Below are 13,714 nucleotides of genomic sequence, written 5' to 3' on the forward strand. Positions count from 1 at the left end.
AGCTTGCTTGCAACCCAGCATCACCAAGTCTCGATGCTTCTTTCCAGATTGCAGCTGTTGTGTTTCTCGTCGTGCAGCTCGACAAGATTTTGTGGCGGAAATTTTGCTGCTGTTCGCGATTCAGTTGGCTTGCGCAAACAGGCCTGTCAATCGACTCATTGATGTTGCCTTTGTGAGCGCTTCATACTGGGCGCAAGACGATCAGACGATTAATGGATAAAGATGATCTAAAGAGTCCCATTGCCGGCCCATGAAGGCCCGCCCGTTTTTGATTGCCGTGCTAGCCACGGTGTTTGTCCTGTTCTCATTGGTGGCGGGGCTTGGATGGGCTATGGCCCGCCAAAACCCTCTGCGTTTGGTTGATCAGCCACTGGAGTTGCCACGTGCTGCAAGGTTTGTGCCTCGAGAGGCTGCTCTTGCCGTTCATTGGTTGATGGATCCAGTGCGTGTGCCGGCCTATGCCCAGGCTGTAGCGCCGGCACGCAACCGTCGTAAGGCTCGCGATGGTGCTCAGCAGATTCGTGATGGTGCCTTCGCACTCGCTGGTTTGGATTTTGAGTCGGAGTTGGTCGACTGGCTTGGTCCGCAAGTGAGCATGGCTCTGTTGGAACCCAATGGGTCAGAAGGATCCATGGGTTGGCTTTTGGTTCTAGAGAGTCGAGATCAGGATGGTGCGAGGCGGTTTTTGCAGCGCTTTTGGCAAGCACGCAGCTTGGCTGGCACAGATCTGCAGATCAGCCGCTATCGGGGGATGGGAGTGATTAGTGGCAAAGGGGCTTTGAGCGGACGCAATCCCCAGCCTTTGGCAACAGCATTGATCGACGATGACCTGCTGTTGCTTGCCTCCGGCCGGGGGGTATTGGAAAAGGCTCTTGATGTTTCCCAGTTGTCTGATCAGCATCAACTTGGCGATCAGGAGCTTGTCGAGATCGTGCGCCAGCTGGGGGATGGTGTGGCTCTGATGGTTGCCTCGCCGCCCGCGCTTCACTCTTGGTTAGGCCTGCCTAAGCCGCTCAGCCAGCGTGAGGATCTGTTGGGTTTGGTAGCTGCCTTGAAGCCTGAAGGGTCCGATTTGGCCCTGGAAGGGCTGTTGCGTTTCCAGCAACCCCTGGAAGCTGTTGCAAGTGAGGCTGGATCAGCTGATGGACTTGCTCAACTCACTGCCTCGGCTGGTGGTCAGGCGGGGGCACTCGCTTTGCTGAGTTCACCTTCTCGATTACTGGATCCCTCAGAGCAGGACCCTCTGGTGCAGTGGTTAGGCCCCTTGCTGCGTCAGCAGTTGACGGCAAATGAACTGTCTTCGGCTGCCACGATTGCTGGTTTGGACGATGGACCGTTGTTGTGGCTTCAGCAGCCCGAAGGCTGGCTGGTTGCGACCAAGCAGGACCATCCAGCTGTCTCGGTGGTGGATGATGCGCTGACTGAGCAGGGTTTTATTCGTTCGGATTTGCCGTCTGATGACGAATCTCTGCAGGTGTGGACGCGCTTGGCACGTCAACAAAGCTCCAGTAAGAACTTGCTTGAGGCTCAGTTGGGCGTCGCTTTGGCCGAGGAGCCAGACCAGGCCTGGTGGGGGCAGACCCTTGCGGCTCTGCAGCAGCGCAAGCAGGGCAAGGCGTTGCAGCCTCGTCTTCGTCAGCTGAACAATCTCAATCGAGATGATCGTCCGCTGACTCAACAGCTGGTTCTTGGTGCAAGTTCTGGTCGCGTGCAGCTTCAGCATTGGCGTCCCTGGACGTTGATGCAAACGCTTGCTGGTGGCTCATTGCAGCCCAGTGTGCAGGGGTTGGCCATGGCTGTGGGGCCTGATCAAGATGAGCAAAGCTCTTCTCTTCGCATGCGTGCCCGCCTCAACCTCGGTTGATCTTTTCTTATTGCGCCATGGCATCGCTGAGCAGCGTTGCTATGGCGTTGATGATTCGCTAAGGCCACTTACAGAGCAAGGAATTCTGCGCACGATGGAGGTCGCTCGTCGCTTGCGAAGCCTTGGCTTTGCTGCTGATCGTCTGCTGAGTAGTCCTTATCTGCGTGCTGCTCAGACGGCCGAACTTGCTCAGCAGGCGGGTCTGGCGGGGCGGGTGGAATTCGAGAGTTGCTTGCTTCCTGGCAGGGATCCTTGGCCTTTGCTTGAAGGATTGGTTGGGCGCTGCCTTTTGGTGGGTCATGAACCTGATTTGACCCATCTAGCAGCAAGGTTGCTTGGCATGCCTACGGGCTGCCTGGTGTTGAAGAAGGCTGGTTTTGCTCACCTCAGATGGTCGCAGCAGAAACGTTGCCCTGCTGGTAGGGCAACGCTGCAGGTGTTGTTGAGGCCGTCGGTGTTGTTGCCCTGTTCCGCTTAGGTTGCCAAGCAGTTGTCGAGATGCGGTGGGGCAGGAGCAGGTTGGGGAGATTCGCCACGATCGCAGTGGCATCAGCTTTCGTCCGGGGCTGGAGGGAGTGCCAGTAACCCAATCCGCCATCTGTGATATCGATGGACTGCAGGGGCGGCTTGCTTATCGGGGTTATCCAATTGCGGAGCTCTCAGCGCATAGCAGCTTTTTGGAAACCACCTATCTGTTGATCTGGGGCGATCTGCCCAGCCCACAGCAACTTCGTGATTTCGAAGCTGAGGTGCAGATGCACCGTCGCGTGAGTTTCCGGGTACGCGACATGATGAAGTGCTTCCCAGCTTCGGGGCACCCGATGGATGCACTTCAGTCGAGTGCAGCATCCCTGGGGCTGTTCTATTCCCGTCGAGCCATCGATGACCCGAAGTATGTCTATGACGCCGTGGTGAGGCTGATCGCCAAGATTCCCACGATGGTGGCGGCCTTCAAGTTGATACGCAAAGGGCAAGATCCCATTCAGCCTCGTGACGACCTGGCCTACTCAGCCAATTTCCTCTACATGCTCACCGAGCGTGAACCGGATCCTTTGGCGGCAAGGGTTCTTGATCGCTGCTTGATCCTGCATGCGGAACACAGTCTTAATGCCAGTACTTTTAGTGCTCGAGTGACCGCCAGTACGCTCACAGACCCTTATGCAGTGGTGGCCTCCGCAGTGGGCACCCTTGCAGGACCTCTACATGGTGGTGCCAATGAGGATGTTTTGGCGATGCTCGAAGAGATCGGCAGCCCAGAGCATGCTGATGATTATCTCAATGAAGCCACCACTTCTAAGCGCAAGGTGATGGGCTTTGGTCATCGGGAATATCGGGTCAAGGATCCTCGCGCTGTGATCCTTCAGGGTCTTGCAGAGGAGTTGTTTGCCCGATTCGGCACCGATGAGATGTACGACGTGGCCAAGGCGTTGGAGCAGGCGGCTGCAACCCGTTTAGGGCCTAAAGGGATCTATCCGAATGTGGACTTCTATTCCGGTCTTGTGTATCGCAAGCTTGGAATTCCACGTGATCTTTTTACTCCTGTGTTTGCTATCTCAAGGGTGGCTGGTTGGCTAGCTCATTGGCGAGAGCAACTTGGCGCGAATCGTATTTTCAGGCCTTCGCAGATTTACACAGGTGCCCAGAACAGAACTTGGATCCCTAGTGATGAGCGTGTCTCTTCTACGGGCGCCTAAGTTGCAGCCAGCTCAGCCATCACCATGGTGACCACCTTTGCCACTGCAACCTCAGGCTTGGTGAGTTCTGGCCTTGATCTGGAGTTGAGCTTTAGTCAGTCATTACAAGGGCTGGGACTTTCCCCTCAGATGGCCCATCTCATTTGGCTGCCGCTGCCGATGCTGTTGGTGTTGACCGCGGCGATGGTGGGCGTTTTGGTCACCGTGTGGCTGGAGCGGAAGATTTCGGCGGCTGTTCAGCAGCGGATCGGACCGGAATACGCAGGAGCTCTTGGAGTGTTGCAGCCGATGGCCGATGGCTTGAAGTTGCTGGTGAAGGAAGACGTGATCCCTGTCAGGGCAGATGGCCTGCTGTTCACTCTTGGTCCGGTCCTGGTGCTTGTGCCTGTGATCCTCTCCTGGCTGATCGTGCCCTTTGGTCAAAATCTGCTGATCAGCAATGTGGGGATAGGGATTTTCCTCTGGATCTCCCTCAGCAGCATTCAGCCCATTGGCCTATTGATGAGTGGCTATGCCTCCAATAACAAGTACTCACTCTTGGGTGGGCTGAGGGCTGCAGCTCAATCGATCAGTTACGAAATCCCTCTTGCCTTGGCTGTTCTGGCAGTGGTGATGATGAGCAATTCGCTCAGCACGGTCGACATTGTTGCCCAACAAAATGGTGCTGGCTTGCTGAGCTGGAATGTGTGGCGGCAGCCTGTGGGCTTTTTGATCTTTTGGATCTGTGCACTGGCCGAGTGCGAACGACTTCCTTTCGATCTCCCTGAAGCGGAGGAAGAGCTGGTGGCGGGTTATCAGACCGAGTACGCAGGGATGAAGTTTGCCCTGTTTTATCTCGGTAGTTACATCAACCTTGTGCTTTCGTCCTTGTTGGTCGCCGTGCTCTATCTAGGGGGATGGGGCTTCCCCATCCCGGTGGAATGGCTGGCTGGTTGGCTTGGTCAGTCGGTTGATGCTCCCTTGGTGCAGGTGATCACTGGCTCCGTTGGCATTGTGATGACAGTGCTGAAGGCTTATCTGCTGGTGTTCTTAGCCATCTTGTTGCGCTGGACTACTCCACGCGTACGCATTGATCAATTGCTTGATTTGGGCTGGAAGTTTCTTTTGCCGATCGCTCTTGGAAATCTGCTGATCACCGCTGCTCTTAAGTTGGCTTTCCCTGTTGCCTTTGGCGGTTGATGCAGCCAAAGCGCTTGAAGGCGCTGGATCTCGCCCTGGGAAGGCTAAGCACTTTTACTTATCCTGGCTAAAAAGCTTGTAGGATTTCTTGCATGCTCCTAGTGGGCCTCTTAGAGGTTCCTTTCGCATGTTCGGGTTCCTCAAAAAAGTTGCTGACTACACCCGCGACGCTGCGGATGCAGCGAACTATCTGATCCAGGGCCTTGCGGTCACATTCGATCACCTGCGCCGGCGTCCGATCACGGTGCAGTATCCATACGAGAAGCTCATCCCCTCAGAGCGTTATCGCGGTCGTATCCACTACGAGTTTGATAAATGCATTGCTTGTGAGGTTTGCGTCAGGGTTTGTCCCATCAACCTGCCTGTTGTGGACTGGGTGATGAATAAGGAGACCAAGAAAAAGGAGCTGCGCAATTATTCCATTGATTTCGGTGTCTGCATCTTCTGTGGCAACTGTGTGGAGTACTGCCCTACCAATTGCCTATCGATGACAGAGGAATATGAGCTGGCTGCGTACGATCGTCATAGCCTCAACTACGACAATGTTGCATTGGGTCGTTTGCCAACCAGTGTGACGACAGACCCATCTGTGCAGCCTTTACGTGAGCTGGCCTATCTGCCTAAAGGGGTGATGGATCCCCATGATGTCCCTGCCAATCAACCTCGTGCCGGACAGCTCCCGGCAGAGGTGCTCAAGAGTCTGAGCTTGCAACAAGATTCTCCTCAAGGGGATGGGGGAGAATCGTTGCAGGATGCTCCTGATCAAGACCAGCCCAGCGGATGACGATTGCTACTTCCACAGAATTAATCTGTTTCCTGGTTCTAGGCGCCGTGGTGGTTCTCGGCAGTCTTGGTGTCGTCTTGCTGGGCAATATCGTCTACTCCGCCTTTTTGCTTGGTGGCGTATTTATGGCTGTGGCTGGTCTCTATCTGCTCCTCAATGCCAGTTTTGTTGCAGCAGCACAGGTGCTGGTTTATGTGGGTGCAGTCAACGTGCTGATTCTCTTCGCGATCATGCTGGTCAACAAGCGCGAAGATTTGAAGCCTATCGAGGGATTGCCTATTCGAAGGCTGCTCTCTGGTGGAGTTTGTGCAGGGTTGTTTGTTCTTTTCTTTCGTGTGGTGATTACCACCCCTTGGGCAGTGCCAGGCCCCGCAGCGATTGGAGTAGGGGCTACTGAGCGAATTGGTGAACACTTATTTACTGACTACCTTTTGCCTTTTGAGCTGGCGTCTGTGCTTCTACTGATGGCCATGATCGGTGCAATTGTGTTGGCCCGCAGAGATGTTCTGGAGACTGATGTTGGTACAGGTGATGCTGTCAATCAGGGTCTGATCGAGAAGGCTCGAACCCCGTTGCTTGTCGATAAGTCCACGCCCTGATCAGTTCAGGACACTTTGCTTTTTTCCCTGATTGATCCCATGCTCGAGTCCTCGTCCGGTCTTGTTCCTCTTCAGGCCTATCTCTTGCTTGCTGCGATGCTTTTCTGTATCGGCGTGTGGGGGCTGATCAATAGCCGTAATGCTGTTCGGGTTTTGATGAGCATTGAGCTGATGCTCAATGCGGTGAATATCAATCTGATGGCATTCTCTTCATATATTGATGGTGATCTGATCCGCGGTCAGGTCTTTGCTGTGTTTGTGATTACTGTTGCTGCTGCAGAGGCAGCTGTGGGTCTTGCGATCCTCCTTTCCTTGTATCGCAATCGCGTCACTGTGGATATGGAGCGCTTCAATCTGCTGCGCTGGTAAGGAGACCCAAGCATGCGTCTCGATTTGGTCTGGGTGATCTATCGGGCGGGAAGTCATTCTGCGCATCGTGAAGCCTGTTGTTGCGTTGACGAGCTCCAAGCGCTTGGAGTGAAAGTGGTGATGGCCATGAGTGGAGTGACGGCCAACCCTTTCCCCGATTTATTGGCCTCAGAGGCCGGCCTGCCTGATTTGGCTGTTGTGCTTGGGGGCGATGGCACGGTGCTCGGTGCGGCCCGTCATCTTGCCGTTCATGATGTACCAATCCTTAGTTTCAACGTCGGTGGGCATCTAGGTTTTCTGACGCATGAACGCTGTCTGCTTGATGGCGGTCAGCTATGGCAGCGATTGTTGCAGGACAACTTTGCTTTGGAGCGCAGGATGATGTTGCAGGCTGCAGTGGACAGCCGCTCCCCTGCTGAACGAACTGCTCGACCTACTGCTTCGCTCCAGGATTTGAATGGGACTAAGCCACCGCACTGGGCCCTGAATGATTTTTATATGCGTCCTTATCGCGATGATGTGTCGCCTACCTGCACCCTTGAACTTGAGATCGATGGTGAGGTGGTGGATCATTACCGTGGCGATGGTTTGATCTTGGCGACACCCACAGGGTCTACCGGCTACTCGATGGCGTCTGGAGGACCGATTCTTCACCCTGGCATTGATGCCATCATCGTGAGTCCAATTTGTCCGATGAGTCTCTCTAGTCGTCCCGTCATCGTGCCTCCAGCTTCACGGCTCGTGATTGGGCTTCTGGGAGAAAACACTCGCCGGGTGAAGCTCTGGAAAGATGGGGCGAGTGGTGCCCTGCTTGAACCAGGCGAGTGTTGTGTTGTTCAGAGGGCTCGGCACCATGCATTGATGGTGGTTCTTGAACAGAGCCCCTCTTATTACAGAACTCTCACCCACAAGCTGCATTGGGCGGGAAGTCTGCTCAACAATCAACCATCTCCCAGCTGAAGCTCATGGGCCTCGAGATCGAACGGAGGTTTTTGGTGGTGGGAGAAGATTGGAGATCTTTGGCAGGACCGGCCTTGCCTTTGCGGCAGGGTTACTTGGCCGGGTCTGCTCAGGGATTCACTGTCAGGATGAGAATCATGGCGATGGAGAAGGCTTGGCTCACCCTCAAGGCTCCTGCTGAGGGTATTGCTCGCCATGAGTTCGAATATCGGATCCCTCTAGTCGATGCAGAGGCTCTCTGGGGTTTGGCGCCTGATCGTCTGATCAAGACACGTTATGAACTAAGCCTTAAAGGTGGTGATTGGGTGGTCGATTGCTTTGAAGGAGCGAATGCTCCTCTTGTGCTAGCGGAGGTGGAACTTGTCTCTGCGGAGGATCGGCTAGAGATTCCCGCGTGGTGTTGGCAGGAGGTGACTGGTGAATCTGAGTGGAACAATGCCGCTTTGGCACGCACCCCTATTCAGCAATGGTCCGATCAGAGGCGCCGAGATTACGGCCTGGCTTGACCAAGGTGCCCCAAGGGCCTTTATAATCTCTTAACAGTTCCGATCGAGTGAACTGGTTGTTCGGGCAGCAGAGGCTGCGGGAAGGCAACTTGTGTTTGGTTTGTACGATACCGATGGCATCCTCCGCTTTACATGCCGGGATCGTGAGGCTTGTATGGCCTATGTCGAGTTGTTTGATCTCGAGTCCGACGGATGTTCTTTGATGCCCATCCCAGAGCCCGCTGTGCTTGGGTTTAGGAGTCAGAGTCGGAGTCGTCTGGCAAGGAGCAGCAATTGAAACCATCGCGGCAGATCTTGCCGTGATCCATGGCCCAGTTCAGAAGGGCTACACGATTTTTTGAGCCTGTTTTGGTGAACATGTTGCTGACATGATTGTCGACAGTTCGCTTGCTGATGGTTAGCTTTTCAGCGATTTCTTGGTTGGTTAGCCCGTCGGCGACAAGGTCAATGATTTCCATTTCCCTTGAAGAGAGTGAGATATGAACGGAACTGGGGATTTTGCCTGTGGCCATTTCCTCCCCATTCATTATCTCCGGTCATCTTACGCAGACTTTGGGCAAGCGATCCCTCATAGTTGGTGAGTGAGTGAAGGACATCGTGATTTGAGTTCAGCCTTGCAGCGCTCCATCGAGGCCGGAGCGGTGACGATCACTGCTGAGGTCATGCCTCCTCGTGGTGCAGATCCTGTTCATTCCTTGACGATGGCTCAAGGTTTGAAAGGTTTTGTTCATGCCATCAATGTGACTGATGGCAGCCGTGCAGTGATGCGGATGAGCAGTCTTGCTCTCTGCCGGTTGCTGTTAGATGAGGGTCTTGAACCGATTTTGCAGCTCGCTTGCCGTGATCGCAATCGGATCGCCCTTCAATCCGATTTACTTGGCGCTCATGCCCTGGGTATTCGCAACTTGCTCTGCCTTACAGGGGATCCGGTCCGGGTCGGTGATCAACCTGAGGCGAGACCTGTTCATGACTACGAGTCGGTGAAATTGCTGCATCAGGTCGCTGCCTTCAACCGTGCGGAGGACCCTGTTTCGGGATTACTCCCTGATGGAGCGACTGCTTTGTTTGCTGGGGCCGCTGCTGATCCCAATTGCCAGAGCTTGAGTGGTCTGCGTCGTCGCCTCGAACGAAAGAAGGAGGCCGGCGCTCGCTTTCTTCAGACTCAGATGGTGATGAAACCCGCTGTGCTTGAACACTTTTGCAATGAGGTGGCCAATCCCCTTGGGTTGCCTGTGCTTGCTGGGGTGTTTTTGTTGAAATCAGCTCGTAATGCAAGCTTCATTAATCGGGTTGTGCCTGGAGCATGTATTCCTGAATCACTTGTGGTTCGGCTGGAGCAAGCATCTGATCCAATGGCTGAGGGGATCGCTATTGCTGCTGAGCAGGTCAGGAGTTACTTGTCTCTTACCCAGGGCGTCCATCTGATGGCCGTGAAAGCAGAAGAGCGCATCCCCGAGATTCTTGATCAGGCTGGCATCAGCTTGGTGCCGGTGTGAGGTCTGTGCCAAGGAGTTCGGCCATGGCCTTCTGCTGAGGAGATGGTTCCACAAGGTCTTGGCGCCTTGCATCGGTGATCAGCCAATCAAGGGCTGCTTCTTGAAGGTCAAAGTGATCGCCATTTTTGCCAACGCAGTAACGGCCAAACACCAGCTTTTCCACCAGCTGCACACCAGCTCCAATACGGGAATAGTCAAAGATGATCGAGTTGTCCACGGTTGCCCCTTCGCAGATGCAACAGCTAGGGCCGATCATTGATGGCCCAATAATTGTTGCTCCATCTTCGATGCGGGTCATGCCACCCACATAAATTGGCCCTTGCACATTGATCTTGTCCCAGTTCGCGGCAACGTTCAAGCCTGTATAGATCCCAGGACGGACTTCCTTACCAGGGATGCCTACTTGGCGAACCTCTCCTTGCAGCACGCTGCGAATGGCCCGCCAATAATCGGGAACCTTGCCAATGTCCACCCATTCGAAATCCATTGGTAGGGCGAAGAATGGTAAGCCCATCTCCACCAGCTTGGGGAATAGGTCAGAGCCGATATCGAAGGGTTGGTCGGAAGGAATGTGCTCGAAAATCTCTGGTTCAAAGAGATAGATGCCTGTGTTGATTGTGTCGCTCAGCGCTGCATCAGTGGAGGGTTTCTCTTGGAATGCCTGAACACAATCATTCTCGTCTGTAACCACAACGCCATAGCTGCTGACTTGATCTTTGGGGACTCGTTTGGTCACCAAACTCGCCAGAGCGCCTTTGGCACGATGGCGTTTTACGGCTTCTGAGAGGTCGAGATCAATGAGGGCGTCACCACAGAGCACCACAAAGGTGTCATCAAAGAATTGTTGAAAATCCTGGATTTTTTTGAGGCCGCCAGCGGAACCAAGGGCGTCACCAATCAGTTCTCCCTCTTCGATGCGTCCCTCGAAGCTGTAGGCGATTTCTACGCCAAAGCGCTGGCCATCTCGGAAGTAGTTTTCAATTTCCTCAGCTAGGTGAGACACATTCACCATCACTTCTTTGAATCCGTGCTCCTTCAGCAGTTCGAGCAGAAACTCCATCACGGGTTTCTGAAGGATGGGAATCATCGGCTTGGGGATCACGTGGGTGATCGGCTGGACGCGCGTCCCTTTGCCGGCCGCCAAAATCATCGCCTTCATTGGCGTTGTTAGGCCTCAGCTCGTTTAAACAACATAGACCTCCATTCAAGCGGCATTCACGACCTCGGCCGGAGTGGCAGCTGGCACGTTAAGGCTGGTAAGCGGGAGCTGAGCAATGGTTCCTGGGGCCAGCAGTCGCTTCAGTCGTAGGGGGGCATAGAGGGATCCTTCCTGTGCCAGCTCCACTTTCCCCTGTGAGCATAGAAATAACAGAGCCCAGAACACGCCCACCCGATCAGTGTCCAGGTCTGCTGTTGAGACCTGTTCCCACTGACCAACCAACTGCTCGAAATCAACCCAGTGCAGGGCCTGCTCCCAATCGTTGAGGAAAACTCCTAAGGCTGCAGTCGTTTCAGGAAGTTTTTCACGGTGCGCCAGAGCGGTGACTTGGGCAATGGCCTCACGCTCGCTAAAACGTTTATTGCGTTTGCGGCGTCGCTGTTGCAGTTCGTCGGATTCGAGTTGCTCGGCGATGGATTCCAGTTGTTCGATGAGCTCGCCAAGGGTCACTGGCCTGCGAAGGGGTGGTGGTGCTGCCGGACGACGTAAGAGGTGTCGCTCTGGGCGCCTGGGAAGCGCAAAACTTGGATCTAGCCAGCCTTGCTCTCCCAGCTCTGCTTCGAAGCCTTCTTCAAACAGAGGTTCCGGCGGAAAGGTTTGGGCTTCGAGAACCTCTGCTTTGAGACCAACCAGGACTGATGCGGCCAAAAAGGCTTCGCTGCTGTCTGCTAAATCCTGTTCATAACTGCCGCCTTGCCGTTGAACTTGTGCGGCCACTTGCCGGGGCACCTCAATCCGCTGGCGTAGTTGATCGAGGAAACCATCAACCACAGCGATCACATCGACATCCCAGGGATCTAATTCACCTCGTTCTGCGGCATCTTGCAGCAGGCGGATTGCAAGGCGTGCGCCTGAATCAGCCCCCCTGTTCAGTCCATCATCCTGCAAGGTAAAGATCACGCTTGAAATAAGTTATCGATCTTGTTAGGCGCGCGCTAGGGGGACCCCATAGATCATCATGCTTTTAAAGAGTTATATGCATTGTGTTAGCAGGAAGCTGATGAGGTGGTTTCTAGTCAGCTTTCGTCTCAAAGTTTGATCGTTTTGCTTGGTTTTGGTTGGTTGAGTTGGTGGCTTAGAGGCTGAGGTAGGGATTGCTTGGCATGGCTCTAGAGCAGCTACTCCGGGCAGAGAATAAGCATCTATTGCTAGCCCTTATAGACCTGCAATAACATCCAAAAGGGCTCGAGGATATTGTGAATCGCTTTGTTGAGTTAGAGGCACAAGATCAAGATGAAATTGATCTGGCGAATCCCTTAAAACAGCAACTCGCTAAGAATTACTGCTGCAGACTTCAGGGTGGATTGCTGTGCAAAGAAAGGCTGAAGCTGTTATTTCCTAGTGAGCTGCTCTGATCGCGGTTGACTGATCGGCAGCCTTGGGGATGAGACCACAGCAGGCGTCATGGTGGTGTTTCGAATCATCAATGCTGAGGGTTGTTTGATGCGTTGCAGGGCTAGCTCATCTCGCTTTACTAATTCTTGGATGGATGCGGTATAGCTATCGGTCATGAGTCGGGGGTAGAGGCCAATGCCGATGATCGGCACGAGTAAGCAGCTAATGATGTAGACCTCTCTTGGCTCCGCATCAACCAGGTTGGTATGGGAGACCAGTTGGTCATTCTCTTTGCCGAAGAAGATTTCTCTCAGCATTGAGAGTAGATAGATGGGGGTAAGGATGACTCCGATTGCCGCAAGCCCCGCAATCACAATCCGGAATGTCAGCGTGTAGGCCTCATCGGTAGCAAAGCCCACGAACACCATTAATTCAGACACGAAGCCACTCATGCCAGGCAGAGCGAGGGAGGCGAGTGCACAGACAGTCCAAAGGGCGAACATGATTCGCATCTTTTGACCCACTCCTCCCATCTCATCAAGTTGCAAGGTGTGGGTGCGGTCGTAGGTGGCTCCTACAAGGAAGAACAGACTGGCGCCGATTAGACCATGACTGATCATCTGCAGCATGGCGCCACTCGTTCCTAGGGCACTGAAGCTGCCAATGCCGATCAGTACAAAGCCCATGTGGCTAATTGAGCTATAGGCGATCTTGCGTTTGAGGTTGCGCTGGGCGAAGGAGGTGAGAGCGGCATAGATGATGTTGACCACCCCAAGCACGATGAGAAGTGGGGCGAACTGGGCATGGGCTTCAGGTAGCAGTTGAGCGTTAAAACGCATCAAGGCATAGCCGCCCATCTTCAGCAGGATTCCTGCAAGCAGCATGTGAACTGGCGCCGTTGCTTCTCCATGGGCGTCTGGTAGCCAGGTGTGTAGAGGCACAATGGGCAGCTTGACGCCGAAGGCAATGAGCAGTCCGGCGTAACAGAGCAACTGGAAACCTGTCCCAAAGCTTTGTTGGGCGAGGTTGGTGTATTCGAAGTTGGGTGTGCCTCCGCCGAAGAACCCCATCGCTAGGGCCACCAGCAGAATGAACAGCGAACTGCCAGCGGTATAAATGATGAATTTTGTGGCTGCATATTGCCTTTTTTTGCCACCCCAGATCGCTAGCAGCAGGTAGACCGGCAACAATTCCAGTTCCCAGGCCAGGAAGAACAGCAGCATGTCTTGAACGGCAAAAACTGCGATCTGGCCACCATCCATTGCCAGGATCAGGAAAAAGAACAGCTTGGGTTTGAACGTCACTGGCCAGGCTGCTAGGACCGCCAGTGCTGTGATGAAACTGGTGAGCAGAATGAGTGGCATCGAGATGCCATCTGCTCCGACGGCCCAGGTGAGGCCCAGATCAGGTAGCCAGCTCACCCGTTCGGATAGTTGTAAGCCGCTCAGACTGGGGTCATAGCCGTATAGATAGGCAGCCACGGTGATCAGAAAGGTCACCAGGGCGATGCCGAGTGCAAACCATCGAACCTGCTTACCCTCCCCTTCATCAGGGATGAACGGCACCAGAAAGGCCCCCACAATCGGGAACAGAATTGAGAGGCTCAGCCAGGGGAAGTTAGCGCTCAATTGATCGCTCAGCAGCTCGGCACCTGTGTCCAAGGGTGCGCTTATGGCAAACTCCAGCACGGACAGGCCTTTTCAGCACTG

14 protein-coding genes are annotated in these 13,714 nt (G+C 54.2%); 10 read left to right on the forward strand and 4 right to left on the reverse strand.

Going from position 1 to position 13,714, the window contains the following annotated elements:
- Positions 1-250: 250 nt before the first annotated feature.
- The 9 genes from PMIT1303_RS11255 to PMIT1303_RS11295 all read left to right on the forward strand — a co-directional run bounded on the left by PMIT1303_RS11255 (position 251) and on the right by PMIT1303_RS11295 (position 7,955).
- The gene (locus PMIT1303_RS11255; RefSeq protein WP_063398773.1) at positions 251-1,864 is read left to right on the forward strand and encodes a DUF3352 domain-containing protein; all 1,614 of its coding nucleotides are present in this window, start codon (positions 251-253) and stop codon (positions 1,862-1,864) included.
- Positions 1,842-2,342 (forward strand): histidine phosphatase family protein, encoded by a 501-nt coding sequence (locus PMIT1303_RS11260; RefSeq protein ID WP_231901480.1) that lies wholly within the window; start codon positions 1,842-1,844, stop codon positions 2,340-2,342. The genes PMIT1303_RS11255 and PMIT1303_RS11260 overlap by 23 nt, the downstream gene beginning before the upstream one ends.
- A gap of 25 nt (positions 2,343-2,367) precedes the next feature.
- On the forward strand, positions 2,368-3,558 hold the full coding sequence (locus PMIT1303_RS11265; protein WP_063398982.1) for a citrate synthase: 1,191 nt from the start codon (positions 2,368-2,370) through the stop codon (positions 3,556-3,558).
- A 60-nt stretch (positions 3,559-3,618) separates the two neighbouring features.
- The gene (nuoH, locus tag PMIT1303_RS11270) at positions 3,619-4,737 is read left to right on the forward strand and encodes an NADH-quinone oxidoreductase subunit NuoH (protein WP_196757156.1); all 1,119 of its coding nucleotides are present in this window, start codon (positions 3,619-3,621) and stop codon (positions 4,735-4,737) included.
- Between the two features lie 127 nt (positions 4,738-4,864).
- On the forward strand, positions 4,865-5,521 hold the full coding sequence (gene ndhI / locus PMIT1303_RS11275) for an NAD(P)H-quinone oxidoreductase subunit I (RefSeq protein WP_063396721.1): 657 nt from the start codon (positions 4,865-4,867) through the stop codon (positions 5,519-5,521).
- Positions 5,518-6,120 (forward strand): NADH-quinone oxidoreductase subunit J, encoded by a 603-nt coding sequence (locus PMIT1303_RS11280; RefSeq protein ID WP_011827261.1) that lies wholly within the window; start codon positions 5,518-5,520, stop codon positions 6,118-6,120. The genes ndhI and PMIT1303_RS11280 overlap by 4 nt, the downstream gene beginning before the upstream one ends.
- A 39-nt stretch (positions 6,121-6,159) precedes the next feature.
- Entirely contained in the window at positions 6,160-6,489 is a 330-nt protein-coding gene (nuoK, locus tag PMIT1303_RS11285) for an NADH-quinone oxidoreductase subunit NuoK (protein ID WP_011827260.1), read from the forward strand.
- 12 nt (positions 6,490-6,501) lie between these two features.
- Positions 6,502-7,449 carry an NAD(+) kinase gene (locus tag PMIT1303_RS11290; protein ID WP_063396722.1) on the forward strand — a complete coding sequence of 316 codons (948 nt, stop codon included), beginning with the start codon at positions 6,502-6,504 and terminating at the stop codon, positions 7,447-7,449.
- Positions 7,450-7,454: 5 nt separating this feature from the next.
- Positions 7,455-7,955, forward strand: coding sequence for a CYTH domain-containing protein (locus PMIT1303_RS11295; RefSeq protein ID WP_063398775.1), 501 nt, complete (start codon positions 7,455-7,457; stop codon positions 7,953-7,955).
- 233 nt (positions 7,956-8,188) lie between these two features.
- On the opposite strand, the gene PMIT1303_RS11300 is transcribed toward PMIT1303_RS11295, so the two are convergent.
- Positions 8,189-8,467, reverse strand: a complete 279-nt coding sequence (locus PMIT1303_RS11300; protein WP_011827256.1) for a response regulator transcription factor — start codon at positions 8,465-8,467, stop codon at positions 8,189-8,191.
- A 90-nt stretch (positions 8,468-8,557) separates the two neighbouring features.
- Here PMIT1303_RS11300 and PMIT1303_RS11305 point away from each other — a divergent pair, with 90 nt between their 5' ends.
- Entirely contained in the window at positions 8,558-9,451 is an 894-nt protein-coding gene (locus PMIT1303_RS11305; RefSeq protein ID WP_063398983.1) for a methylenetetrahydrofolate reductase, read from the forward strand.
- Here the strand turns inward: PMIT1303_RS11305 and PMIT1303_RS11310 are convergent.
- From PMIT1303_RS11310 to PMIT1303_RS11320, 3 genes are all read right to left on the reverse strand, one after another.
- Positions 9,432-10,610: an NDP-sugar synthase gene (locus PMIT1303_RS11310; RefSeq protein ID WP_011131377.1), complete on the reverse strand. Its 1,179-nt coding sequence runs from the start codon at positions 10,608-10,610 to the stop codon at positions 9,432-9,434. The genes PMIT1303_RS11305 and PMIT1303_RS11310 overlap by 20 nt on opposite strands.
- A gap of 45 nt (positions 10,611-10,655) precedes the next feature.
- Positions 10,656-11,558, reverse strand: coding sequence for a segregation/condensation protein A (locus PMIT1303_RS11315; RefSeq protein ID WP_063396980.1), 903 nt, complete (start codon positions 11,556-11,558; stop codon positions 10,656-10,658).
- Positions 11,559-12,001: 443 nt separating this feature from the next.
- On the reverse strand, positions 12,002-13,693 hold the full coding sequence (locus PMIT1303_RS11320) for an NAD(P)H-quinone oxidoreductase subunit 4 (protein ID WP_063398776.1): 1,692 nt from the start codon (positions 13,691-13,693) through the stop codon (positions 12,002-12,004).
- Positions 13,694-13,714: the final 21 nt, after the last annotated feature.

Origin of the sequence: Prochlorococcus sp. MIT 1303 (genome assembly GCF_001631965.1) — a bacterium.
GTDB lineage: Bacteria > Cyanobacteriota > Cyanobacteriia > PCC-6307 > Cyanobiaceae > Prochlorococcus > Prochlorococcus marinus_D.